We start from the raw sequence: 24156 nt of genomic DNA, 5'->3' as shown, positions 1-24156 counted from the left end.
GACGGCGCCCGTCACGCGGGCCTGACCATCCCCAGGCAGCGGCGGGCGGCGGCCTCGAGGGCGTCCGAGGCATCCCCGACGACGGCGGCGAGGTGGCCGTCCGGGCGGATGAGCCACGTCTCTCCGCGCCTGGCCTGCAACGCCTCGGCCAGGACGCCCTCGACGTCGATCGACGCCAGTGCGTGGGCCTGCACCGGGGCGGTGACGCTCCGGCGCAGGGTCCCCAGCGCCCGCCTGGGCTCCACGCCGTCGGTCGTGAGGGCCAGGAGGCCGCTGCGGACGAGCTGGCGCAGCCGGGTCACGCCGGGGCGGTCGGGGACCCGGACCGGCGCGTCCGGCACGAGGATCCCTGGGACGACCGGCGGGGCCTGGCCCCGCGGCGGGCGTCCCGAGAACGTCCGCTCGGGATGGGTGGTCGTCAGCGGCGAGTCGACGTACCAGTAGGGCTCGGCGAAGCGGCCGGAGTCGATCTCCGTGCGCGCGGCGGGGTCGAGCAGGGCGCGCTCGAGCACCTCGCGGCGACGCCGGCGTGCACGGTCGTCGGCGGGGACGAGGAACTCCATCGTGGCCGTGGTGACCTCGAGGTTCTCCGTCGCTGCGGCCAAGCGCTCGCGGTCGTAGCTCTCCAGCAGCGCCGCACCGCCCCATCCGCGCAGCGCGAACGCCACCTTCCAGGCGGCGTTCTCGGCGTCGGCGACGCCCGAGTTCAGCCCCCGGGCGCCGAACGGCGAGAAGAGGTGCGCCATGTCGCCCGCCAGCAGCACCCGCCCGACGCGCATGCGCGGGACCCGCCGCGAGTGGAAGCGGTACGCCGACGTCCACACGAGCTCGTAGGGCCGGTCGCCGACGATCTGGCGGACGCGACGGTGCAGGCCTCCCGTCGCCCGCTCGCCCGCGAGCTCGAACCCAGGTGCGACCTGCCAGTCGATGCGGTACGTGCCGCCCGGGCAGGGGTGCACCAGCACCTGGCGGCCGGGGTTCCAGCTCGGGTCGAACCAGAAGCGCCTCTCGCGCTGCCAGCCGGGGAGGTCGGCGCGGATGTCGCAGATGAGGAACCGCTCGTCGAACGTACGGCCCGGGAAGTCCAGCCCGAGCGCCGCCCGGAGGTCGTCGCTGCGCGATCCGGCACACGCGATGACGTAGGGCGCCCGGAGCTCGAAGCGCCCCGCCGGGCTGCGCCCGCCGACCGTGACGCCGTGGTCGTCCTGCGTCAGCGCATCCACCTCGGACCCCCAGCGCACGTCGATGCGCGGCGACGCGGCGACGGCCTGGTCCAGGAGCTGCTCGGTCCGCGCCTGCGAGATGTTGACCAGGGGCGGGAACGGCGAACGTCCGCGGTCGGGGAACGTGGTGCAGAACAGCTCGCGGTCGCCGTAGAAGGTCCGGCCGCGCTCCCACGCCAGGCCCTCCCGCGCGATCTGCTCCCCAGCGCCCACCGCCGACCACACGTCCAGGACGTCGCGCTGCTGGCAGATGGCGCGCGACCCGGCGCCGTCGCGCCCGCCGCGCGCGTCCACGATGGTGGTGGGGACGCCCCAGCGCGCCAGCAGCAGCGCGGCGGTCTGGCCGACGGGGCCGTTGCCCACCACGACGACGGGCCCCTGGTCCGGACCGCGGCCGCTCACCGCGCGGGCTCGACCCGGCCGCGGACGCTCCCGAACGACACCGCGCCCGCGGCCCCGCGGATCACGACCACGTCGCCGTCCTCGAGGAAGGTCCGCTGCGTCCCGTCCTCCAGACGCAGCGGCTGCCGGCCGCCCCAGGTCAGCTCGACCAGGCTCCCCTGCGAGGCGGGTCCCTGGCCGGAGATCGTGCCCGTGGCGAACAGGTCACCAGCCGCCACCGTCGCGCCGCTGACGGTCGCCTGGGCGAGCAGCTGTGCGACGTTCCAGTAGAGGCCGCGCGCGTTGACCCTGGAGACCACCGTGCCGTTGAGCTCGAGCTCCAGGTCCACGTCGAGCCCCCACGGCTCCGGCGTGCGCAGGTACGGGAGGGGCTCTGGCTCCTGCACGGGCCCCGCCACCCGGCGGCCCGCGAGCGCGTCGAGCGGCACCATCCATGGGGAGATGGACGTGGCGAACGACTTGCCCGTGAAGGGTCCGAGCGGCTGGTACTCCCAGCGCTGCAGCTCGCGGGCGCTCCAGTCGTTGAGCAGCACGACGCCGAAGACGTGGTCGGCGACGTCGCGGATCTCGATCGGCCGGCCGAGCGCCGGTCCGGCCCCGGTGACGAAGCCGAGCTCGACCTCGACGTCCAGCTGTCGCTCCGGCCCGAACGTCGGCCGGGCGCCGGGAGCGTCCGGTGGGCGCTGGCCCTGGGGTCGCCGGATCGGCGTCGTGCTCGGGACCACCGTGCCCGCGCGACCGTGGTAGGCGACCGGGAGGTGGCGCCAGTTCGCCAGCAGCGGCGCTCCGTCGGGGCGGAAGATCCGGCCGAGGTTCGTTGCGTGCTCGAGCGAGGCGTAGCCGTCGACGAAGTCACCGACCGCCACCGGCATCACGACCTCGACGTCCCCGAGGGCCACCAGGGCGTCGCCCACCGCTGCGGCCTCCGGGGCGCCCTCGGTGAGGAGGTCGGTCAACCGCCGTCGCGTCGCGGCCCACACCGCGGGACCCAGCTCGAGGAAGCGGTTGAGCGTGGTGCCGGCGAACGTCCCCGCGGGAAGGTCGAGGAGCGCCGCGTCGACGAGGCGTCCGAGGTCGAGCGCGAAGTCGCCGATGCGCACGGCGCAGCGCGGGTGAGCGCCCCGGCGGCGGACCACCCCGTACGGGAGGTTGGTCAGCCCGAAGCCCGACCGGTCGGCCCCCGGGACCCAGCTCCCGCTCACGGCGTCGCCCCGTCGAGCACGAGCCCGAGGTCGGCGACGGGCTCGTCGAAGCTGCAGCTGCCGAAGGCGACGAACCGCCGACGAGCTGCCGCGAGCGCCGCCGCATCGGCGCGGTGGTCGCGCCAGGCGAGCCCGTCTGCATCGATGTGGAAGGCGCTCGGATCCTTCTCCTCGACCACCTCCAGCGGGTCTGCCTCGACCAGGGCCGTGGCGGCGAGGAGGTTGACGAAGCCGTGCTGGAGGACCCCGAGCGCCGCCTCCCGCGTGCGGAAGGGATGGTGGAGCCCGGCTGTCGCCTTGAAGGGGAGCCCGAGCCGCCGCGCCTCGTCGATGAACGTCGCGACGGCGCACGACGGCGGGAACGCCTCGGCCACGACGCCGCCGCAGCGCAGCTTGGCCCCCAATCGCCGCCCGCCGGCCGTCCGGGCGATCGATGCGAGCGCGGCCCGCACGGTGTCGGGGTCGTGCCCGGGCACCTCCAGGAAGACGATGCGGTCGCCGACCCCGGCGCGCTCCAGGCACGTCACGAGGTCCGTGATCGCCGGTCGGTCGACCGCGTCGTGGGGCAGGCGCAGCTCGAAGGCGGTGGCCGAGGCGGAGCCCGCCGAGCTGGCCCACAGCGCCAGGTCGCTCCGGACGCCGGTCAGCCAGTCGCCGCCCGCCGCGTCGAGCACGACGCCCAGCGGCCATCGGGCCCGCACCACACCGGCGGCCTCCCGCAGGCGCGACACGGGGCAGAGGAAGCGGCCGAGCATCCAGCCCGCGGCCGACCGGCGGGCCGCGCCGTGGTCGGCGACGGCCCGTGCCAGCGGCTTGCGCGCCGGCGGGAACAGCCCGGCGTCGTCGATCGCCTCCCGCAGGAGGATGGACCGCGCGTCCACGGGACCCTCAGCCGGCGTCGACGGCGTCGTTCCAGCTGTAGGCGTACTCGTCGCGGTCGTGGGCCTGCCAGAGCGACGTGAGCGCCAGCGGCCGGAACGTGTCCCACATCACCGCGAGCTCGTCGGTCCGCGTGGCGCCCAACGCGGCCTCCACCGTCCCGGGCTGCGGGCCGTGGGGCAGGCCCGAGGGGTGCAGCGTCACGGACCCGACGCCGACGCCCCGGCGCGCGGTGTAGTCGCCGTCGGCGTAGAACATGACCTCCTCGGACTGGATGTTCGAGTGGTGGTAGGGCAGCGGCACCGCCTCCGGGTCCCAGTCGAGCATCCGGGGAGCGAAGGTGCAGATGACGAAGTTGGGCCCCTGGAACGTCTGGTGTGCCGGGGGCGGCAGGTGGAGGCGTCCCGCGCGCGGCTCGAAGTCCAGGGCGTTGAAGGTGTACGGCCACACGTAGCCGTCCCAGCCGACGACGTCGAAGGGGTGACGGCCCAGCACGTAGCGCTGGTGACCGTCGCGGACGCGGACCACCACGACGAACTCGCCCGCCTCGTCGCGGGTCTCGAGCTCCTCGGGCCCGTGGAAGTCGCGCGCCGAGAACGGGGCGTGCTCGAGCAGCTGCCCGTAGCGGTTGCGGTAGCGGGTCGGCGTCTCGACCTCGCCGGGGGTGTGGAAGACCAGCCAGAACTGCTCGCGGTCCTCGAGCTCCCAGGCGACGGTGGTCCCGCGCGGCACCACGACGTAGTCCTTCTCACGGAACGCCACTCGGCCGAACTGCGTCCGCAACACGCCGCCGCCGCGATGGACGTACACGAGCTCGTCGCCTTCGCCGTTGCGGTAGAAGCCCTCGCCCTGCTCCGTGGGCTTGCAGACCCAGACCTCGATGTCGGCGTTGGCCATCAGCAGCCGGCGACCCGTGACCGGGTCGCCGCCGGCGGGGACGCCGTTGAGGTCGGCGAGCCGATGGACGTGCGCCGGGGGCACCCACTCGTCGCGGTCGATCGCGCGGAACTCGCCGACGCGCTCGACGGCGCACGGCGAGCGCAGGCGGTAGAGGATCGAGTGGTTGCCGGAGAACCCCTCGTAGCCGAGGACCTCCTCCACCAGCAGGCTCGAGCCGGCGCCGTCGCGACGGACCTGGACGTGGCGCTTGGGCGGGACCCGCCCGAGGTGGTGGTAGCGCATGGGGGCAGTGCTCCTACGGGGTCGTGTCGGGGGCCGGCGCCGAGAGCTCGTGCCAGACGGCGGCGTCGGTCTCGGCTGTCCAGACAGCCGGCGGGCGGCCGTCGAGCTCGTCCATCACCCGTTTGACGTTGAAGGGCAGGCAGTGCTCGAAGATGGGCCAGTCGCCGTAGTGGGGCGCCATCGCCTCGTGGGCGGCGCCGAACGCCTGCCGGAGGTCGGCTCCCGCGTCACGCGCCCGCGCGACCGCGTCGCGCAGACGCGTGAGGAAGCGGCGCGACTCCTCGATCGCGAGGCCGACGTCGTCGCCCCGGACCACGGGTCCGCGCCCGGGGACCAGCGCCCGCGCGCCCATCGCGGCGACGGCGTCCAACGTGCGCGTCCGCCACTCCTCGACGTGCGCGTCGCCCATGTACAGGGCGGCGCCCGCCTCCACGAGGTCCCCCGCGAACAGCACGCGCTCGTCGGGGAGCCACACGACGATGTCGCCGCCGGTGTGCCCGCGGCCGAGCCGCCGCAGCTGCACCGTGCGGCCGCCCAGCCGCAGGGTCAGGCGGTCGCAGAACGTGACCGTCGGCCACGTGAGGCCGGGGACGGAGCCCGGGTCCTTGGCGAGCCGCGGCATCCGGCGGAACTCCGACTCCCAGTCCTGTGCGCCGCGCTCGCGGATGAGCTCGCGCGTCGCCTCGCTCGCCACCACCTCCCGAGCGCCGAAGGCCGACGCACCCAGCACGCGCACGGCGTGGAAGTGGGTCAGCACGAGGTGGCGCACCGGCACGTCGGTGACCTGGCGCAGCTCGTCGAGCCACGGCTGGGCCGCAGCCGGGGTGGCGCGCGCGTCGACGGCCACGATGCCGTCGGGCGTGACGATCGCGCCGACGTTCGGGTCGCCCTCGGCCGTGTACGCGAGGACGCCGGGCACGATCTCGTCGAGCGTCGCCGGCTTGTCGGTGAGGTCCGCGGTGGACGCGAACCCGGGTGGAGGTGAGGTGGTGATGGCCGGCAGCGTCACCGCCGCGCCGCCGTCGTGCCTGGCGGGGCGCGACAACCTCGTGTGACCGGGCCACAGCGTGCGCCACCGACCCGTTCGTAGGCTCCCCCGATCGCGGCGATGCGGGCTCGCACGCCCCACCGCTGGCACTCCTGACGACGAGGTGACCCATGGCCCAGCCCGCTCCCAAGTTCATCGCCGCAGCCGTGCAGGCGACCCCGGTCTACCTGGACCTCGAGGCGACCGTGGACAAGACGATCGCCCTGGTGGCGGAGGCCGCGCGCAACGGCGCCAAGCTCGTCGTCTTCCCCGAGACGTGGATCCCCGGCTACCCCTACTGGGCCTGGCTCGGCCCCCCGGCCTGGGCGATGAAGTGGGTGCCGGCGTACGTCGCGAACTCGATGGAGCTCGACAGCGAGGCGGAGGCCCGGATCGCCGCCGCCGCGGCGCAGCACGACATCAACGTCGTCCTCGGCTTCAGCGAGCGCAGCGGCGGGAGCCTCTACATCGCCCAGCTCATCCTCGACGCCGAGGGCCGCCGCGTCGCCGCGCGACGCAAGCTCAAGCCGACCCACGTGGAGCGCACGGTGTTCGGTGAGGGCGACGGGTCGCACCTGGCGGTCCATGACGTCGCGGGGGTGGGCCGCCTCGGCGCGCTGGCCTGCTGGGAGCACTTCCAGCCCCTGACCAAGTTCGCGATGTACTCCCAGGACGAGCAGGTGCACGCGGCCTCCTGGCCGAGCTTCGCCTCACCGCCCGAGGTCAACCAGCTCGGGCCCGACCTCAACGACGCGGCCAACCAGGTCTACGCCGCCGAGGGCGGCTGCTTCGTCGTCGCCGCCACGACGCCCGTCACCCCCGAGATCGTGGACCTCCTCTGCGAGAGCCCGGAGCAGCGGCGTCTCGTCCTCCCGGGCGGCGGCCGGTCGATGGTCTTCGGCCCGGACGGCTCGCGACTGGCCGCCTACCTGGCGCCCGACGAGGAGGGCCTCGTCCTCGCCGAGGTCGACCTGGGCCTGATCCCGCTGGCCAAGGCCCTGGCCGACCCGGCCGGCCACTACGCGCGCCCCGACGTGACGCGGCTGCTGTTCAACCGCGAGCCGGCTCCGCCCGTCAGCGCCCCCGCCCCCGCCGCCGCCGACGGCGACGGCCGGGTGCACCCGTCGCCCGACGCCCACGACGGCGTCCTGAGCACCGGCGGCTTGGGACAGCCCGACAACGCGGTGTAGCGGCGCGACAGCCACGGCGTCCGGCGCGCGGTCAGAGTCGCTGCACGATGACCGCAGCGTCCATGACCATCTCGGGGGAGCCGGCGTCGAGCAATGGGGCGCTCGACGTCGTCGACCCGGCGACCGGCGCCGTGTTCGCCCAGGCACCGAGCTGCTCCGGGGAGCAGCTCGACGAGGCGATGGCCGGCGCGGCGGCGGCCTTCGCGGGCTGGCGAGGCGACGACGACGCCCGGCGGCGTGCGCTCGCCCGGGCCGCCGCGGCGGTGGAGCAGGCGGCGCCCGACCTCGCGAGCCTCCTCACCGCCGAACAGGGCAAGCCGCTCGCCGAGGCCCATCGGGAGGTGGCGGGCTGCACGCGGTGGCTGCGCTACTTCGCCGAGCTCGACGTGGAGGACGAGGTCATCCAGGACGACGGGCTGGCCCACGTCGCGGTGCTCCGGCGCCCGGTGGGCGTGGTGGCGGCGATCACCCCCTGGAACTTCCCGCTGCTGCTGGCGGTGTGGAAGGTCGCGCCGGCGCTGCGTGCCGGCAACACCGTCGTCCTCAAGCCGTCGCCCTACACGCCCCTGGCCACGCTGCACCTGGGCGAACTGCTGGCGGGCGTGCTCCCCGCGGGCGTGCTGAACGTCCTCAGCGGCGGCGACGACCTGGGGCGCTGGATGGTCGAGCACCCGCAGCCGCGCAAGGTGAGCTTCACGGGATCGGTGGCTGCCGGACGCAGCGTCGCCGCCGGCGCCGCGCGCCACCTCAAGCGCGTGACCCTCGAGCTGGGCGGCAACGACGCGGCCGTGGTCCTCGACGACGTCGACGTCGCGCAGGTCGCCGAGCGGCTCTTCTGGGCGGCGTTCCTCAACAACGGGCAGGTGTGCTCGGCGGTCAAGCGCGTCTACGCGCCCCGCTCACGGTGTGCCGAGCTGGTCGACGCGCTCGCGGAGCGCGCGCGCCGCGCACGGGTGGGTCCCGGGGCCGATCCCGGCTCCGAGCTCGGGCCGCTGAACAACGAGCCCCAGCTGCGCCGCGTCGAGGAGCTCGTGTCCGACGCGCGACGCCGCGGCGGCCGCATCGCCGCGGGCGGACGGCGGATCGAGCGCCCGGGCTTCTTCCACGAGCCGACCGTCGTGACCGACCTCGACGACGACGCCCGGCTCGTCGCGGAGGAGCAGTTCGGCCCGGCCCTGCCCGTCCTGGCGTACCGCCGGGTCGAGGAGGCCGTCGAGCGCGCCAACGCGACGCCGTTCGGGCTGGCGGGGTCGGTGTGGACGAGCGATCCCGACCGGGGGTCCGAGGTCGCTGCCGCGCTGGACTGCGGCACGGCGTGGGTCAACACGCACCTCGCCCTCGCCCCGCACCAGCCCTTCGGCGGGCGGCGTGGCAGCGGGATCGGTGTCGAGAACGGGCCCTGGGGCCTGGCGGAGTTCACCGAGCTCCAGGTCCTGCACCGCGCGCGGGCGGTCGCCTGATGCAGGAGACCACCAGGCGGCCCGGGATGCTCACCGGCAGTGGGTACCGCGCCTCGCTGCGCGACGGGCGCCGCGTCGTCCTGCACGGGCGCCGGATCGACGACCTCGAGGGCGAGCGCGCGTTCTCGCGTGCCATCGACTGGATCGCCCGCGGCTACGACCGCCACCACGACGCGCGGCCGGGCGCGACCAACCCGCTGATGGAGGGGCCGCGGACGGTGGAGCGCCTGCACGAGCAGGCGGCACTCCTGCGCACGGTGGACCCGCTGACCGCCATCACCTACCAGTCGATGATGACCCTGCACTCGGTGGCGCCGGAGGTCGGCCGGACGCATCCCGACCGCGCCGCGCGGATCACGGCCTACCGCGACGCCGCGCTGCGCGACGACGTGCGGATCACGTTCTGCATCACCGACGCCAAGGGCGACCGGGTGCGACGGCCCGGGGACCAGGGCGACCCCGACGCCTACCTGCGAGTGGTGGACCGGCGCTCGGACGGCATCGTCGTGCGCGGTGCCAAGCTCCACATCACGGGCGGGCCGCTCTGCCACGACCTCCTCGTGATGCCCACCAAGCAGATGAAGCAGGGGGAGGAGGACTACGCGGTGGCGTGTGCGGTCCCGATCGCGTCGGAGGGGGTGTCGGTGATCGCCAGCAGCTACGCGCCGGCGGCCGAGGACGACCGCCACTTCCCGTACTCCCGGGTCCTGAACATGCCCGACGCGATGGTCGTCTTCGACGACGTCCTCGTCCCCTGGGACCGCGTCTTCATCGACGGCCAGGTCGAGCACTCAGCGACCTTCGCCCATGCGCTGGGACTGTGGGAGCGGCTGAGCGGCACGAACGCCATGGCGTGGCAGGCCGACGTGCTGGTCGGGCTCGCCCAGCTGATCGCGGAGGCCAACGGCCTGGACCGCGTGCCCCACGTGCGGCTGAAGATCTCCGAGATGATCATCCACGCCACGCTCGTGCGCGCGGGGCTCGAGGCGGCGATCGCGCGGGCGCAGTCGACGCCGGACGGCTACCTGTACCCCGACGACCTGCGCACGAACGCGGCGAAGTTCTACGGCGCGACGCATCACGAGGTGCTCGTCCGCCACCTGCACGACATCGCCGGCGGTGCGGTGGTGACCGCGCCCACCCTCGCCGACCTCGACGACCCGGAGGTCGGGCCGTGGGTGCGCAAGTACCTCGCGACGTCCGCGGCCGACGGCGAGCACCGCCTGCGCCTGTTCCACGCCATCCGCGACGTGACCGCCGATGCCTTCGGCGGGTGGAACGCCGTCACCCACGTGCAGTCCGGGGGCGGCCTCCTCGCGCAGCAGCTCGTCGTTCGCAAGCACTACGACCTCGACGCCGCGAAGGCCCTGGCCCTCGGGGTCGCCGGGATGGGAGAGGGACATGTCCGCGGCTAGCACGACCATGACGGTGCAGCGCCCGGAGGAGGCAGGGCGGCTACTCACGGACCCCGCGACCTACGCCGACGAGCGTCTGTTGCACGAGGTCTTCACGCTGCTGCGGCGCGAGTCTCCCGTGCACCGGGTGGAGGCGCCGGGCTTCAACCCGTTCTGGGCGATCACCAAGCACGCCGACCTGACCGAGGTCGAGGCCCGCAACGACGTCTTCATCAACGCCCCTCGGCCGATCCTCCAGTCCGCCGAGGCCGACCACCTCCGGGCACAGCGCGGCTCGCCGATCCGCTCGCTGGTGCACATGGACGAGCCCGAGCACCGCGCGCACCGGGCGATCACGCAGGCGTGGTTCCAGCCGCGCGGGCTGGCGCGCATCCACGAGCGCGTCGGCCACCTGGCGCGGAGCGCCGTGGCCCGGATGGCCGAGATGCCCGGTGAGTGCGACGTCGTCCGTGACGTCGCGATGCACTACCCGCTGCAGGTGATCCTCTCGGTCCTGGGCCTCCCCGAGTCGGACTTCGAGCGCATGCTGGGCCTCACCCAGCAGATGTTCGGCGAGCAGGACCCCGAGCTGCGGCGCAGCGCGTCGGCGGAGGAGCGCCTCGCGGTCTTCGAGGACTTCTTCGCGTACTTCTCGCAGCTCGCGGCCGACCGCAGGCGCACGCCGACCGAAGACCTCGCGTCCGTCATCGCCAACGCGAAGGTCGACGGGCGGCCGCTCGACGACATGGCGGTGATGTCCTACTACGTGCTCATCGCCACGGCGGGGCACGACACCACCAGCTCGACGCTCTCGGGCGGCCTGCTGGCGCTCCTGGAGCACCCAGACCAGCTCGCGCGCCTGCGTGCCGAGCCGGAGCTCCTCCCGACGGCCGTCGACGAGATGCTGCGGTGGGTCTCACCGGTCAAGCAGTTCGTGCGCACCGCCACCGAGGACTACACCCTGCGCGGTGTGACGATCCGCGCCGGCGAGGCGGTGACGCTCTGCTACCCGTCGGCCAACCGCGACGAGGAGGTCTTCGAGCGCCCGGACGAGTTCGACGTCGCGCGCAGGCCCAACCGCCACCGCGCCTTCGGGTCGGGCATCCACGCCTGCCTCGGTGCCCAGCTCGCGCGCATGGAGCTGCGCGAGTTCTTCGGGGAGCTCCTGCCCCGACTGGCGAGCATCGAGCTCGCGGGACCGCCCGCCCGCGTCCACACGCTGTTCGTCGGCGGCCTCAAGCGGCTGCCCGTCCGCTACGAGCTCCGATGATCCGCACGCGCGCCGCCGTGCTGCGGGGGCCCGACCAGCCGTTCGCGCTCGAGGACGTGCGCCTCGAGGAGCCTGCCGCGGGCGAGGTGCTCGTCCGCGTGGTGGGCGTCGGCCTCTGCCACACCGACCTGTTCCCGCGCCGCCCGCAGGCACCGGTCTCGTTCCCGCTGGTGGCCGGTCACGAAGGCGCCGGGGTGGTCGAGGCGGTCGGCCCGGGGGTCGCTGAACCCCGGGTGGGCGACCACGTGGTGCTGAGCTTCGACTCGTGCGCCGGCTGTCGCGGGTGCCTGGCCGGGAGCCCGTCGACCTGCGACAGCTTCTTCGAGCGCAACCTCACCGGGCGAGCCGTGGACGGCGCCACGACCATGGTCGACGGGGCGCACGCACCCGTGGCCAACCGGTGGTTCGGTCAGTCGTCGTTCGCGGCCCACGCGGTCGTGGCGGCGCGCAACGTCGTGCCCGTGGGACCCGACGTCCCGCTCGAGCTGCTGGGCCCGCTGGGCTGCGGCGTGCAGACGGGGGCGGGGGCGGTCCTCGAGGCGCTCCGCGTGCCCGCGGGGGCGAACGTCGTCGTCTTCGGCGCAGGCGCGGTGGGGCTCTCCGCGGTCATGGCGGCCAAGCTCGCGGGGGCGGCCGCCGTCGTCGCCGTCGAGCCGCGGGCGGGCCGTCGCGCGCTCGCGGAGCGGGTCGGCGCGCACCGGTCCATGGACCCGGCGGCCCCCGATCTCGTCGATCAGCTGCGGGGCCTCACCGGCGGCTTCGACTTCGCCCTGGACACGACCGGCATCCCGTCCGTGGCCGCGGACGCCGTGGCGTCGCTGACGCCGCGGGGCGTCTGCGGCCTGGTCGGGATCCCGACCGGCGACCTGACGCTCGGCCGTCGCGCCCTCGCCGTAGGACGGACGGTGATGGGGATCATCGAGGGCGGCGTCGTCCCGCGGGTGTTCGTCCCGCAGCTCGTCGAGCTGTGGCGCCAGGGTCGCTTCCCCTTCGACTGCCTGGTCGAGACGTTCCCCCTCTCGGCGATCAACGACGCGGAGGGGGCCGCGGTGCGCGGCGAGGTCGTCAAGCCCGTCCTGCTCGTCGACGCATGAGGCGCACCGGCCTGGCCTACGTGATGGCGGCCACGGGCGAGTCCGTCTCCCACGATGCCCTCGACCGGCGGTCCAACCGGCTGGCGCACCTCCTGCGCAGCCGTGGTCTGCAGACCGGCGACGGGATCGCGATCCTCATGGAGAACCATCCGCGCTTCCTCGAGGTCGCATGGGCCGCGCAGCGGACGGGGCTCTACTACACGGCCATCAGCACGCGCCTGCGACCGGCCGAGGTGGCCTATGTCCTCGCCGACTGCGCGGCGCGGGCGCTGGTCACGACACCGCGGATGGCCGAGGTGGCGGTGCCTGCGGCGGCGCAGGCGCCCGCGCTCGAGACCCGCTTGGTGTGCGGCCCGGCCGCCGACGGGTTCGAGGCCTACGACGTGGCCGTGGCCGGGCGACCGGAGCATCCCGTCGACGACGAGGCCCAGGGCATCGACCTGCTCTACTCCGCCGGCACGACCGGCCGGCCGAAGGGCGTGAGGTTCCCGCTCCCGGACGCGCCGCCGGGCTCGCCGACGGCCTTCGACCGGCTGGTCGGTCCGCTCTACGGGGTGCACGGGTCGAGCGTCTACCTGTCGGCCGCGCCGCTCTACCACGCCGCCCCCTTCCGGTTCTCGATGTCGGCGCTGCGCTGCGGAGCTGCCGTCGTGGTGCTCGACCGCTTCGACGCCGAGGAGTTCCTGCGCGCCGTCGAACGCCATCGCGTGACCCACACCCAGGTCGTGCCGACGATGCTCGTCCGCCTGCTGGCGCTCGATCCGAGCGTGCGTGCCAGGTACGACCTGCGCTCGCTGCGGTGCGTGGTGCATGCGGGTGCGCCGTGCCCACCCGCGGTCAAGGAGGCCGCCATCGAATGGCTCGGTCCGATCGTCCACGAGTACTACGCGGGCACCGAGCGCAACGGGTTCGTCGCCGCGACCTCCGAGGACTGGCTGCACCGGCCGGGGACCGTCGGGCGGGCGGTCATCGGGCGCGTGCACATCGTCGACGAGGCCGGGCGGGACCTGCCCGCGGGCGAGGTCGGCAAGGTGTTCTTCGAAGGCGGCAACGCGTTCGAGTACCTCAACGCGCCGGAGCAGACCGCGGCCTCCCGTCACCCGTCGGGCTGGACGACCATGGGCGACATGGGCCACCTCGACGAGGACGGCTACCTGTACCTCGCCGACCGCCAGGCCCACGTGATCATCACCGGCGGGGTCAACGTCTACCCCAAGGAGGTCGAGGACCTCCTCGCCGAGCACCCGCACGTCGACGATGCGGCGGTGGTGGGGATCAGCCACCCGGAGATGGGCGAGGAGGTCAAGGCGGTGGTGCAGCCGACCGACATGGCTCTGGCGGGCTCGTGGCTCGAGGCCGAGCTCATCGCCTTCTGCCGGCAGCGGATGGCCAGCTACAAGTGCCCCCGGAGCGTGGAGTTCGTCCGCCGGATGCCGCGCGAGGACACCGGCAAGCTGCGCAAGCACCTGCTCCTCGAGGACCGCCGGGCGAGCGCCGCGCCCTAGCGGCGCCATCGCCGACGCCGTCGATGCCCCGCATGACGACCTCCGTGAGCGGTCATGCTCGTCCCATGCGCTCGTCCCCGGCAGGATCGAGGCCTCGCTCGGAGGCCGCAGCCGAGGCGCTGCGCCGGGCGGCACGCGCGATCGAGCAGCGTGCGGATGAGATCGCGCAGCGGGTCGCCGACGACGCACAGGGCGAGGTCCGGGAGCTGCCCGACGACCCGCAGACGCACGAGGAGCTGCGGTCCGGCGCCCGCATGCACCTCCTCGACTTCCTGCGCACGCTGCAGCGCGGAGAGCCGCTCGAGGCGATCCGACCGGCGCCCGAGGCGATCGCGGCCGCTCGAGGCCTCGCCCGCTCGGGCCGGAGCCTGGAGCCGGTGCTGCGAGCGTGCCACTTCGGGCACCACGCCTTCCTCGACGCGTGGAACCGCGAGCTCGCCGCCCAGCCCCTCCCGGCCGAGGTGCTCGCCGAGACGCTGCGGTCGGCCCAGGAGCTGACCTTCCGCTGGCTGGACGTGCTGGTGCGCCGGCTCTCCGACGAGCACGAGCAGGCCCAGGCGGCCGCGGTCGGCAGTGCGCAGGCGACCCGCGTGGCGACCGTGCGCGCGATCCTCGAGGGGGACGCGACGGACGCCGACGCGGTCAGCCGCGCGATCGGCTACGAGCTGCGCCGGACCCACCTGGGCCTCGTCGTCTGGTCGCGGGCGCCGTCGAGCCGCCCGCGGGCGCTCGCCGAGCTCAACGACCTCGCCGATGCGATCGCGGCGTCGGTGGACGCCCCGAAGGCCCTCAAGGTCCCGGTCGGCGGGGGCCTGCTGTGGGCGTGGGCGGCGAGCGACGGACCGCTCGACGTCGAGCGGGTCAGCGACGCCGTCGGCCGGCGCCGGCCCGAGTCGGTGTCGGTCGCCGTCGGGGAGCCGCAGCCCGGCCTCGACGGGTTCCGCGACTCACACCGCGAGGCCTCGGAGGCCGCGCGGGTGGCACTGCTCGCCGCAGGCCGTGTGGGCGCCGTCGTCCGCTACCGCGACGTCGAGCTGATCTCCCTCGTCAGCGGTGACCTCGAGCGCGCACGGCGCTTCGTGGGGCGCCAGCTCGGCCCGCTGGCCGGCGGCACGCAGGAACACGCCCGGCTGCGGGACACGCTCAGGGCCTACCTCGAGGAGCACGGCAGCCGCAGCGCCGCCGCGCACCGCCTGGCGGTGCACCCGAACACGGTCAGCAACCGCGTGGCCGCCTGCACGGAGCTGCTGGGTCGCGACGTCCTGCGCGCCGGGTCCGACCTCGCCCTCGCGCTGCGGCTGGCCGACGTCCTCGGGAGCGCGGTGCTGGAGCCCGGGGCGTAGGGACCGGGCCTCGAGGGCGGCAGCCGCCCGCCCCTGGCCGGGCGTCCGGGCCGGCGGGTCAGTCGCGCGCCGCGGCGCTCGGGGTAGGCGCGCGCGATGCGCTTGCCGAGCTCCGGGTGGTCGAGGAGCCCGGCCACCGTGGGGGTGCGCACGGCGCCGCAAGGACCGCCGGCCCACGGCCCTGCCCGGCGGTCGCGGTCGACGCGGCGCCGTCAGCGGGCGCGGCGGGCCGCCGGCGCGGCCCGCCCGCACCCGGCCGCCGTCAGGCGGCCGCCCCCGTGAGGTGGTCCAGCACCTTCTGGAACTCGTGCGTCGGCGAGAAGTCCACGTACTCGCTGTCCTCGAGCGCCTCGGGTGCGTGGCCCGGCGCCCAGTAGAAGGCCTCGCCGGCCGCGAAGTCCTGGTGGCCGTCGGTCGTGTGCATGCGGACCCTGCCCTTGAGGACGTAGCCCCAGTGCGGGCACGGGCAGAGGTCGTCGGGCAGGCCGACGGTCGCCGGGCGCAGGTCGGCGCCGGCGGGGAGCTTCACGAAGCCGACCATCAGGCCGGCCTGGTCGAGGACGCGGACCTCGAGGTCGCCGTCGGCGATGGCGACCGGGACGTCCTGACGGGGGATGCGCTGCATGGGTGCCTCCAGGGCGGGGGGAACGGAAACGCCGCGCAGCCTCACCGGACGGCGTTCCCCAGGCGTTCCCTGCAGCGCTCGGCGTCCAGCGGCTGGCCCCAGTGCCGGAAGCCGTCGGCGGCCGCGGCGAAGTGCGCGCGGGCCTCGCCCTCGCGGCCCTCCGCCAGCGCGCAGTGCCCGTAGACCTCCTCGGCCGCGGCGTGCCACGCGGGCGGCAGCGCGATGTGCTCCATCGCCACCCGCACGTCCTCGCGGTAGCGCAGCGCGCGCTCGAGGTCGCCGGCCTTCGCGGCCGCGATGGCGGCGGGCACGACGTAGGCGATCCGGCAGGTCGGGCAGGTCTCGGCCGGCCCGACCACGGCGGTCTCGGCCTCCGCCAGCACCGCGAGCGCCTGGTCGGGGTCCGGCGTGGCCTCGACCATGGCGCCGAAGACGCGGTCGAGGGTGTGGTGGCCGACCTCGGACTCGCGCGCCATGAGCAGCGCGTCGTCCAGGAACGGCCGCGCGTGACGGTGGCGGCCCTGGGCGACGGCGACCTGCGCGCGGCCCACGAGCGACAGCGCCTCCCCGGCGAGCGCGCCGATCGCCCCGTGCTCGCGGGCGCCGTCGACGAAGTCCCGCTCGGCCCGCTCGAGCCGTCCCGCCAGGAGCCCGGCCTCGCCGCGCAGGGTGAGGGCGAAGGCGTGCCCCCGGGCGGCGCCGAGCCGCGCCGCCTCCTCGGCGAGGCCGTCGGCGAACGCGATGAGCTCCTCGTTGGGCAGGCCGCCGTGGAGCATGCGCTCGGTCACGCAGAGCTGGCCGTCGAACACCCGCGTGGCGATCTCCGGCAGCGCGCTCGTCTGGCGCAGGTACTCGCGCAGGCGCTGGGGCAGCTCGCCCTTGGCGTGCGCAGCGAGCGCGTGGGCCCAGGTCGCGTCGAGGATCGCGCCGGGGTCGCCGAGCTCGAGTGCGAGCCGGTGGGCCTCGTCGGCCATCCTCGCGGCGGTGTCGCGGTCGCCGAAGACGCCGACGGCCGCCGCGGCGCTGTAGGTGAGCGCCTGGGCGAGGCGACCCACGGTCGATCGCGGCGTGACCCCCTCGAGCGTCCGGATCGCCTGCACGGGGTCCGACGCCTTGAGCTGGCTGCAGGCCATGCGGGCCAGCAGGTCCTGGTCGTCGGGCGGGCCGACGGCGTGCGCCGCCCGCGCGTAGGCCTGCGGCGCCGTGGCGTCGCCGACCGCCTCGAGCACCTCGGCGTGCAGCACGAGCGCCTCGACGTGGTCGGGCGCGACGCGCAGCAGCCGCGCCAGCTCGCCGCGGGCGTCGGCGAACGCGCCGACCGCCACGTCGTCACGAGCGGCCGCGAGCAGGAACGGGACCGCGTCGGCCGCGCGGTCGCCGGCCAGGAGGTGGCGCGCGATCCGCGCGGGCGCCCGGCCCGCACGCTGCAGCCGGGTCGCCGCCGCGCGGTGCAGGGCCACGACGCGGTGGGGCGCGAGGCCGTCGACGAGCGCCTGGCGGACGAGTTCGTGGCCGAACCGGTAGCGCGCCCCGGCCACGACGAGGACGCCGGCAGCCAGCGCGGCGTCGAGGACGTCCGCCGCCGCGTCCTCGTCGAGGCCCGTGAGCGCGAGGACGTCCCCGAGCTCGAGGTCGTGCTCGGCGACCGCCAGGGCGGACAGGTGCTCGAGGGCGTCCGGACCCACGCCGTCGAAGCGCTCGGTGATCGCGGCGCGCAGCGACCGCGGGACGGCGCCCTTCGCGCGGGCGAGCTCGAGGGCGAAGAACGGGCTTCCCGCCGCCGCGCCCGCGATGCGGCTGACCGCGACAGGGTCCTCGACGTGCGCGCGCACGAGCTCGGCGACCTCCGCGTCACGCAACGGGCCGAGCTCGATCGCGGTCGTGGTGGCCGCGCGCGCCAGGTCGGCCACGCCGCGCGGCAGGCTGGTGCGCACCCAGTCCGAGCGCAGCGCCAGGACGACGACGAACGGCACCCCGGCGCTGCTGCCGGCCGCGAGCTGGTGCAGGACGTCGGCGGTCGCCTCGTCGGTGAGGTGGGCGTCCTCGACCTGCAGCAGGACCGGCCGGCGCCCGGCCATGGCCCGCCGCAGCGCCCCGATGACCTGGTGGCGCGTGAGACCGACCGGCGTGCGGCCGGGGGCGCCCGCGACGGGCGTGAGCTCGGCGAGCACCGCCCGCGCGTGGGCGGGCAGGGCGTCGAGCCGCGTCTCGCCGCGCACGACGAGCTGCTCGACGGCGGCGGCGACGGGGGCGTAGGGCGGCCCGCCGCGGGTGGCCGTCGTCTCGAGGAGCCGCCATCCGTCCTCGGCGGCGCGCGCGGCCAGCTCGCGGCAGAACGCCGACTTCCCGATGCCCGAGTCGCCCCGGACCACCAGCGCGGCCGCCGCGCCGCCGGTCGCCGCGCGCAGCACGTCGCGCGCGGCCGCCAGCTCTTCCACGCGGCCGACGAACAGCCGCTCACCGAGCCGCACGCCGTCCGTGCAGCGGTCGTACAGCGCGCGGGTCTCGGGCGACGGCGCGGCGCCCAGCTCGCGCGCCAGGGCCACGCGCAGGCGCTCGTAGGTCCGCAGCGCGGCGTGGCGGCGGCCCTCGGCCAGCGCCCGCGCCATGAGCTCCCGGGCGGCGGCCTCGTCGGCGGGCTCGAACGCGACGAGCCGCTCGAGGTCGCCGGCCGCCCGCAGCAGCGCGCCGAGGCGCTCGCGCACCCGCCGGCGCGGCTCCTGCGTCCATGGCTCGTACGGCGCCGAGGGCAGCAGCTCGCCGCCGCGGGCGATCTCCGCGGCGCGCGCGCACGCCTCAGGCTCGCCCGAGCGCAGCGCCTCGTCCGCCGCGCGCAGGAACACCTCGACGTCGGTCTCGACCTCGGCGCCGGGCAGCAGCTCGACCACCCCGCCGCGCAGGACGACCGCGTCGGCGTCCCCGAGCACCCTGCGCGCGTGGTGGGCGGCCTTGCGCAGGTTCGCCGCGCCGGCCTGGGCGCCGAGGTGCGGCCAGAGCTGCTCGACGACGCCGTCGCGCGTGGCCCGCCGCCCCTCGGCGAGCGCCAGCAGCGCCACGAGCTCCTGCGCGCGCCGCGTGGGCCATGCGGCGGGTCCGACGACGCGGCCGTCCATCCGGACCGTCAGCTCGCCCAGGAGCTCCACCCGCACGCCGCCCACCGCCGGAGTCTGACGCGGCGGCGCGGCGGTTGTCGACCCAGCGCCCCCCGGCTAGCCGCCGGCCTGCTCGCGCAGCCCCGCCAGCAGCAGCTCCAGCCCCGCTCGGAACTGCTCCGCGTCGTCGTGGCGGGCGAACTCGTCGAGGATGTGGTGCAGGAAGGGGAACTCCTCGGCGTCGAGCGCCCGCCACTGGTCGGCGTGGCGGGCGAGGTACTCCTCGCGCGTGACCGAGCCGTCGCGGACCTCGGCGGGTGGCTCCTGGCCGAGGTCGGCGGCGATGCCGACGACGAAGCCGATGACCGAGGAGGCGGCGTCGAAGCGCTGGCGGGGGGAGAGGTCGAGGCGCAGGAGCTGCTGGCCGAGGCGCTCGAACAGGTGCAGGGCGTTGGGCTGCACGCCCGTGTCGCGCAGGAAGTACGCGCTGAGCCACGGGCGCTCGACGATGGCGTCGAAGAGCGCCACGGCGATCGCGCGGATCGCGTCGATCGGGTCCTCGTGCTCGGCGACGCGCTCGGTCGCGACGAGGACGCCCTCGAGGACGTGGTCGGCGGCGCGGTCCAGCAGCTCGTCCTTGCTGGCGACGTACCAGTAGATGCTCGCGACGCCGCCGCCGAGGCGGGCGGCGAGCGCGCGGAAGGTGAGCGCCGGCTCGCCGGCGTCGTCCAGGAGCGCGACGGCCTCGGACACCACGGCCTCCATCGAGTGCGTCGCGCGGCGGCGGGCGCCGCCGCGGGCGCGACCGCGGGTGCGAGGTGTGGGGGGCACGGGGCCATTGGAGCACACCGCGGGGTCAAGTCGAACGGTGTTCCATCCGATGTCGAACGGTGTACGATCATCGAACAGCGTTCGAGAAGGAGCCGCCGCCATGACCGCCACCGCCCTCACCACCTCGCCAGGCCCGTCCGCCCGCACCTACACGTCGCTGCGGGCCGCCGCGATCCCACTGTCCGCCCTCTGTCTGGCGTTCTTCGTCGAGATGGTCGACAACACGCTGCTGACCATCGCCCTGCCGACCATCGGCCGCGACCTCGGCAGCGGCACCACCGCGCTGCAGTGGGTGACCGGCGCCTACTCGCTGACCTTCGGCGGGCTGCTGCTGACCGCGGGCTCGGCGGCCGACCGGCTCGGCCGGCGCCGCGTCCTGCTCGTCGGGCTCACCGCCTTCGGCGTCATCAGCCTCGGCGCGGTGCTCGTGCACACCGCCGGTGAGCTCATCGCGCTGCGCGCGGCCCTCGGCCTCGCCGCCGCGGCGATGGCGCCCGTGACGAACTCGCTGGTCTTCCGGCTCTTCGACGACCAGGCGCTGCGGATGCGCGCGATGACGGTGATGATCATCGTCGGGATGAGCGGGTTCATCCTGGGCCCGCTGCTCGGCGGCACCGCGCTGGCGCACGTCAGCTGGGAGTGGCTGCTCGTCGTCAACGCGCCGATCGCGCTCATCGCCTGGATCGGCGTGCGCGCCGGCGTCGCGCCCGACCGCCCCGAGGACCTCACCGACGACGGCCTCGACCTCCCCGGCGCCCTGCTCAGCGTCGCCACCATCGGCCTGGCCTGCCTCACGCTGACCAACGGCGTCGAGCACGGGTGGCTGTCGCCCTCCACGTGCGCGACGGCGGTCGGCGCGGTGCTCGCCCTGGTGACCTTCGTGCGCCATGAGCGCCGGACGGCGCAGCCGATGCTCGACCTCGGCGTCTTCGCGAACGGCACCGTCCGCGGCGCCGCGATCGCCCAGGTCGGCACGGCCATCGCGATGGCGGGCGTCATGTTCGGCCTGATCCTCCACTTCCAGTACGCCTACGGGTGGAGCCCGGTCCGCGCCGGCCTGGCCAACCTGCCGATCATCGTCACCATGGTCCTCGCGACGCCGGTCTCCGAGGGGCTGGCCAAGCGCTTCGGCCATCGCGTCGCCTGCCTCGTCGGCGCCGGCCTGCTGGCGGGTGCGCTCGCGGGCCTCGCGTGGGGCGTGGAGCACGGCTACGTCGCGATCGCCGTCTCGATGGTGCTGCTGACGGTCGGCCTGCGCACGGTCATGACGATCTGCGCGGTCGCGCTCGTCGACGCCATGCCGGCGAACCGGACGTCGATCGGGACGGCGCTCAACGACACCGCGCAGGAGCTCGGCACGAGCGTCGGCACCGCCGTCGTCGGCACGCTCGTGGCGGTCCTCGTGACCGCGAGCCTCCCCGCCGGCACCTGGAGCGCCGACCTGGTGGCCTCGTTCTTCCACGGCGAGCGGATCACCTACGCGGCGCTCGCGGTCGTGGTCGGGGTCATCGCCGGGTGGGGCGCGCTGACGCTCACGGACTCGCGCTCGGTCGAGGAGCCGCGCTGAGCCTCGCGCTATCCCGGCGCGGTCCCGGACCCGAGGCCGTGCAGCACCAGGTCGACCTGCCGGCGGGCGAGGCGGTCCCAGTCGCCGGTCCCGGGCAGCGGGCGCGACAGCAGCGACGCCGCGAGGATGAGGTCCTCGGGCGTGAGGTCGTCGCGCAGCTCGCCGGCCTCCCGGCCCCGGTCGATCAGGCTGCGCAGGGCCACGCGGACCTCGGCCTGGAGCTCACGGGTGGCGGGCGTGAAGACGGCGGGGCCGCCGTGGAGCGGCAGGACGAAGCGGTCGCGGTCGCGCAGCGTCGCCAGGAAGAACGAGCGGATGCCGCCGAGCGCCGAGCCCTGGTGCTCGGCCGCGGCGCGGGCGTTGGCGACGGCCAGGCCGAACGAGCGATGGACGAGCGCGCCGAGCAGGTCCTCGCGCGTGGCGAAGTGCCGGTACACCGTCCCGATGCCGACGCCGGCATGCTCGGCGATGCGGGCCATCGGGACGCCCTCGCCGTCGCGCCGGACCAGCTCGACCGCGGCATCGAGCACGAGCTCGCGGTTGCGCTGGGCGTCCTTGCGCGGTCGCCGAGGGGCCGGACCCGACACGCGCGCATCATCGCAGCGGCTTGCGGGGGCTCCCCCGTCGCAGTACGGTCCACGAAGCGGATGATCTCATCCGCTTCGACATGAACGAGGACGACCATGGCTGACCCAGCAGCAGGCGCCGACACCGCCGTCCCGGACGAGGACCGCATCCGCGAGCTGGCCGTGGCGCGCCCCGAGGACCCCGACCTGGTCCACCTGGCCGTCGTGGGCGACACGTACACCGTCCTGCTCTCCGGACGGCAGACCAACGGCCGGATGGCGATGCTCGACATGCTCATCCCGCCCGGTGGCGGGCCGCCGCCGCACCGCCACGACTTCGAGGAGAGCTTCCGCGTGCTCGAGGGCGCGATCGAGGTCCAGCTGCGTGACGAGCCGCCCGTCCGCCTCGAGGTGGGGGAGACGGCCAACGTCCCGGCCAACGCCGTCCACGCGTTCCGCAACCCGGACGCGGTCACGGCGCGGCTGCTGTGCACGGTCGCGCCGGCGGGGCTCGAGGACTTCTTCGCCGAGTTCGGCGACCGCGTGCCGACGCGCACCTCCGCGGCGCCACAGCTCAGCGACGCCGAGCGCCAGGAGCGGCTGGGACGGGCGGCCGCGGCGGCTCCGCGCTACGGCATGGTGATCCTCCCGCCGCCGGGCTGACGGCGGTCGGACGCCGCGCCGGCTCGGGTAGGCCGGGGCGGTGGCCGACCTCGCGACCCGCGCCCGTGCCGCGCTCGCGCAACGACTGCGCGAGCTCCTGCCCGGCGACGCGCTGCACGAGGACGGTGGGCACGCGCGGCGGTTGGCCGACGCGCTCGTGCCGACGCTCGCCGACGACGACGTCGCCTGGGCCCACGCGGCGCGCGCGAAGGGCGAGCTGCGCCCAGCGCGCGGCGGGACCGTGCAGGCCCACGCGGCCTGGTCCTCGACCGCGCTGGTGGCCGGCGCGTTCGCGCCGTGGCGCGCCGACCCCGGCGCCCTCGTCCTCCCGGGCGTCCCCGGCCCGTTCACCGGCCTGCGCCTCGAGGAGCGCCTGCACATCCCGCACGGCGGCGGCACGCCGAACCTCGACGTGGCCCTCGACGGTCCCGGCGGGCTCGCCGGCATCGAGGCGAAGCTCACCGAGCACCTCGCCCCGCGCCGGCCGCGGGCGTGGAAGCCGGCCTACCGGCGCCCCGCGATGGCGCAGGCGCTGGGCGGCGGCTGGCGCGCGCTGTTCGAGGACCTGCTCGAGGAGCGCTGGGCGCCGCGCCACCTCGACGCCGGCCAGCTCGTGCGCCACGCGCTGTCCCTGCGCGGCGCCGGCGACCTCGTCCTCCTGCACTGGGAGCCGGCCAACGGTGACGACCATCCGGAGGTGCTGGCCCACCGCGACGAGGTCCGCCGGCTGCTCGAGCGCGTCGGCGACGCTGCCCCGCGCCTGCACGTCCGGACCTGGCGCGAGCTGTGGGCGGTGTGGGAGCCCCGCGCCCCGCAGCACGTGGCGGCGCTGCGCGCGCGCTATGACGTGAGGGCATGAGCCGCAAGCGCGTCTTCGTCACCGGGTCGGCCGATGGCCTGGGCCGCCTGACCGCCGAGACGCTGCAGGCCGAGGGCCACGCCCTGGTCGTCCACGTCCGCAACGAGGCGCGGCGATCGGCGGTGCGCGAGCTCGTCGACCGCGGCGCAGACGTGGTCGTCGGCGACCTCGCCGACCTCGAGGAGACGCGCGAGGTCGCCGCGCAGGTCAACGCGCTCGGCCGGATGGACGCGGTGGTCCACAACGCCGGCGTCTACCTCGACGACCTCGTCCTGCCGGTGAACGTCGTCGCGCCCTACGTGCTGACCGCGCTCGTCGACCGGCCCGACCGCCTCGTCTACCTCACCAGCGGCATGCACCGCGGCGGCCGCGCGTCCGTCGAGGGCATGGACTGGAGCGGCGCCCGCCGGACGGGCTCGTACTCCGACAGCAAGCTCTTCGTCACCGCGCTCGCGATGGCCGTCGCCCGGCGCTGGCCCGACGTCCACACCCACGCCGTCGATCCGGGCTGGGTCCCGACGAGGATGGGCGGGCCCGGCGCGCCCGACGACCTGCGCCTCGGCCACCTCACCCAGGAGTGGCTGGCCACCAGCGACGACGCGCAGGCCCGGACGACCGGTGGGTGCTGGCACCACCAGCGCCGCGAGGCCCCGGCGCCGGCGGCGCTGGACGAGCGCTTCCAGGACGCGCTGCTCGACGCCCTGGCGCGCCACACCGGCGTCGCGCTGGACTGACGGCGACCTGCAGGTGGGTGGCACCTGCGGGCGACGGGCGGGCGGACG

The 24156-nt window shown here is 75.4% G+C and carries 20 protein-coding genes; 11 read left to right on the top strand and 9 right to left on the bottom strand.

Going from position 1 to position 24156, the window contains the following annotated elements:
• Window positions 1–11: 11 nt before the first annotated feature.
• From JUB12_RS09875 to JUB12_RS09855, 5 genes are read right to left on the bottom strand one after another with little or no spacing between them, the layout of a single operon-like run.
• A complete protein-coding gene (locus tag JUB12_RS09875; protein ID WP_205699459.1) occupies window positions 12–1625 on the bottom strand; it encodes an FAD-dependent monooxygenase in 1614 nt (537 codons plus the stop codon).
• A complete protein-coding gene (gene fahA / locus JUB12_RS09870; RefSeq protein ID WP_205699458.1) occupies window positions 1622–2827 on the bottom strand; it encodes a fumarylacetoacetase in 1206 nt (401 codons plus the stop codon). The genes JUB12_RS09875 and fahA overlap by 4 nt, the downstream gene beginning before the upstream one ends.
• Window positions 2824–3708, bottom strand: coding sequence for a hypothetical protein (locus tag JUB12_RS09865; protein ID WP_205699457.1), 885 nt, complete (start codon window positions 3706–3708; stop codon window positions 2824–2826). Before JUB12_RS09865 ends, fahA begins: the two co-directional genes overlap by 4 nt.
• 7 nt (window positions 3709–3715) lie before the next feature.
• The gene (locus JUB12_RS09860) at window positions 3716–4888 is read right to left on the bottom strand and encodes a homogentisate 1,2-dioxygenase (RefSeq protein ID WP_205699456.1); all 1173 of its coding nucleotides are present in this window, start codon (window positions 4886–4888) and stop codon (window positions 3716–3718) included.
• Window positions 4889–4901: 13 nt separating this feature from the next.
• The gene (locus tag JUB12_RS09855) at window positions 4902–5897 is read right to left on the bottom strand and encodes an MBL fold metallo-hydrolase (protein ID WP_205699455.1); all 996 of its coding nucleotides are present in this window, start codon (window positions 5895–5897) and stop codon (window positions 4902–4904) included.
• A gap of 149 nt (window positions 5898–6046) precedes the next feature.
• Between JUB12_RS09855 and JUB12_RS09850 the strand changes: the two genes are divergently transcribed.
• The 7 genes from JUB12_RS09850 to JUB12_RS09820 all read left to right on the top strand — a co-directional run bounded on the left by JUB12_RS09850 (window position 6047) and on the right by JUB12_RS09820 (window position 15171).
• Window positions 6047–7105, top strand: coding sequence for a carbon-nitrogen hydrolase family protein (locus JUB12_RS09850; protein WP_205699454.1), 1059 nt, complete (start codon window positions 6047–6049; stop codon window positions 7103–7105).
• Between the two features lie 47 nt (window positions 7106–7152).
• Window positions 7153–8565: an aldehyde dehydrogenase family protein gene (locus JUB12_RS09845; protein ID WP_241004482.1), complete on the top strand. Its 1413-nt coding sequence runs from the start codon at window positions 7153–7155 to the stop codon at window positions 8563–8565.
• Window positions 8565–9980 carry a 4-hydroxyphenylacetate 3-hydroxylase N-terminal domain-containing protein gene (locus tag JUB12_RS09840; protein ID WP_205699453.1) on the top strand — a complete coding sequence of 472 codons (1416 nt, stop codon included), beginning with the start codon at window positions 8565–8567 and terminating at the stop codon, window positions 9978–9980. The genes JUB12_RS09845 and JUB12_RS09840 overlap by 1 nt, the downstream gene beginning before the upstream one ends.
• Complete coding sequence (locus tag JUB12_RS09835) at window positions 9967–11229, top strand: cytochrome P450 (protein WP_205699452.1); 1263 nt, start codon at window positions 9967–9969, stop codon at window positions 11227–11229. Before JUB12_RS09840 ends, JUB12_RS09835 begins: the two co-directional genes overlap by 14 nt.
• Window positions 11229–12323, top strand: coding sequence for an NAD(P)-dependent alcohol dehydrogenase (locus JUB12_RS09830; protein ID WP_371822328.1), 1095 nt, complete (start codon window positions 11229–11231; stop codon window positions 12321–12323). The genes JUB12_RS09835 and JUB12_RS09830 overlap by 1 nt, the downstream gene beginning before the upstream one ends.
• The gene (locus JUB12_RS09825; RefSeq protein ID WP_205699450.1) at window positions 12320–13828 is read left to right on the top strand and encodes an acyl-CoA synthetase; all 1509 of its coding nucleotides are present in this window, start codon (window positions 12320–12322) and stop codon (window positions 13826–13828) included. The genes JUB12_RS09830 and JUB12_RS09825 overlap by 4 nt, the downstream gene beginning before the upstream one ends.
• 65 nt (window positions 13829–13893) lie before the next feature.
• Complete coding sequence (locus JUB12_RS09820; protein WP_205699449.1) at window positions 13894–15171, top strand: CdaR family transcriptional regulator; 1278 nt, start codon at window positions 13894–13896, stop codon at window positions 15169–15171.
• 262 nt (window positions 15172–15433) lie between these two features.
• Here JUB12_RS09820 and JUB12_RS09815 read toward each other — a convergent pair whose 3' ends face one another.
• From JUB12_RS09815 to JUB12_RS09805, 3 genes are read right to left on the bottom strand one after another with little or no spacing between them, the layout of a single operon-like run.
• Window positions 15434–15796 carry a hypothetical protein gene (locus tag JUB12_RS09815; protein WP_205699448.1) on the bottom strand — a complete coding sequence of 121 codons (363 nt, stop codon included), beginning with the start codon at window positions 15794–15796 and terminating at the stop codon, window positions 15434–15436.
• 41 nt (window positions 15797–15837) lie between these two features.
• The gene (locus JUB12_RS09810; RefSeq protein ID WP_205699447.1) at window positions 15838–18954 is read right to left on the bottom strand and encodes an AAA family ATPase; all 3117 of its coding nucleotides are present in this window, start codon (window positions 18952–18954) and stop codon (window positions 15838–15840) included.
• Window positions 18955–19005: 51 nt separating this feature from the next.
• A complete protein-coding gene (locus JUB12_RS09805) occupies window positions 19006–19653 on the bottom strand; it encodes a TetR/AcrR family transcriptional regulator (protein WP_371822327.1) in 648 nt (215 codons plus the stop codon).
• A gap of 166 nt (window positions 19654–19819) precedes the next feature.
• On the opposite strand from JUB12_RS09805, the gene JUB12_RS09800 reads away from it, so the two are divergent.
• Window positions 19820–21286, top strand: coding sequence for an MFS transporter (locus tag JUB12_RS09800; RefSeq protein WP_205699445.1), 1467 nt, complete (start codon window positions 19820–19822; stop codon window positions 21284–21286).
• Between the two features lie 8 nt (window positions 21287–21294).
• Here JUB12_RS09800 and JUB12_RS09795 read toward each other — a convergent pair whose 3' ends face one another.
• A complete protein-coding gene (locus JUB12_RS09795) occupies window positions 21295–21873 on the bottom strand; it encodes a TetR/AcrR family transcriptional regulator (RefSeq protein ID WP_205699444.1) in 579 nt (192 codons plus the stop codon).
• A gap of 96 nt (window positions 21874–21969) precedes the next feature.
• Here JUB12_RS09795 and JUB12_RS09790 point away from each other — a divergent pair, with 96 nt between their 5' ends.
• Genes JUB12_RS09790 through JUB12_RS09780 form a run of 3 tightly spaced genes read left to right on the top strand, consistent with a single transcriptional unit; the run spans window position 21970 to window position 24108 of the window.
• The gene (locus tag JUB12_RS09790) at window positions 21970–22515 is read left to right on the top strand and encodes a cupin domain-containing protein (RefSeq protein WP_205699443.1); all 546 of its coding nucleotides are present in this window, start codon (window positions 21970–21972) and stop codon (window positions 22513–22515) included.
• 40 nt (window positions 22516–22555) lie between these two features.
• Window positions 22556–23374, top strand: coding sequence for a hypothetical protein (locus JUB12_RS09785; RefSeq protein ID WP_205699442.1), 819 nt, complete (start codon window positions 22556–22558; stop codon window positions 23372–23374).
• The gene (locus JUB12_RS09780; RefSeq protein WP_205699441.1) at window positions 23371–24108 is read left to right on the top strand and encodes an SDR family NAD(P)-dependent oxidoreductase; all 738 of its coding nucleotides are present in this window, start codon (window positions 23371–23373) and stop codon (window positions 24106–24108) included. Before JUB12_RS09785 ends, JUB12_RS09780 begins: the two co-directional genes overlap by 4 nt.
• Window positions 24109–24156: the final 48 nt, after the last annotated feature.

The organism is Conexibacter sp. SYSU D00693 (genome assembly GCF_017084525.1).
GTDB lineage: Bacteria > Actinomycetota > Thermoleophilia > Solirubrobacterales > Solirubrobacteraceae > Baekduia.
This window is presented reverse-complemented; position numbering and strand designations above follow the sequence as displayed.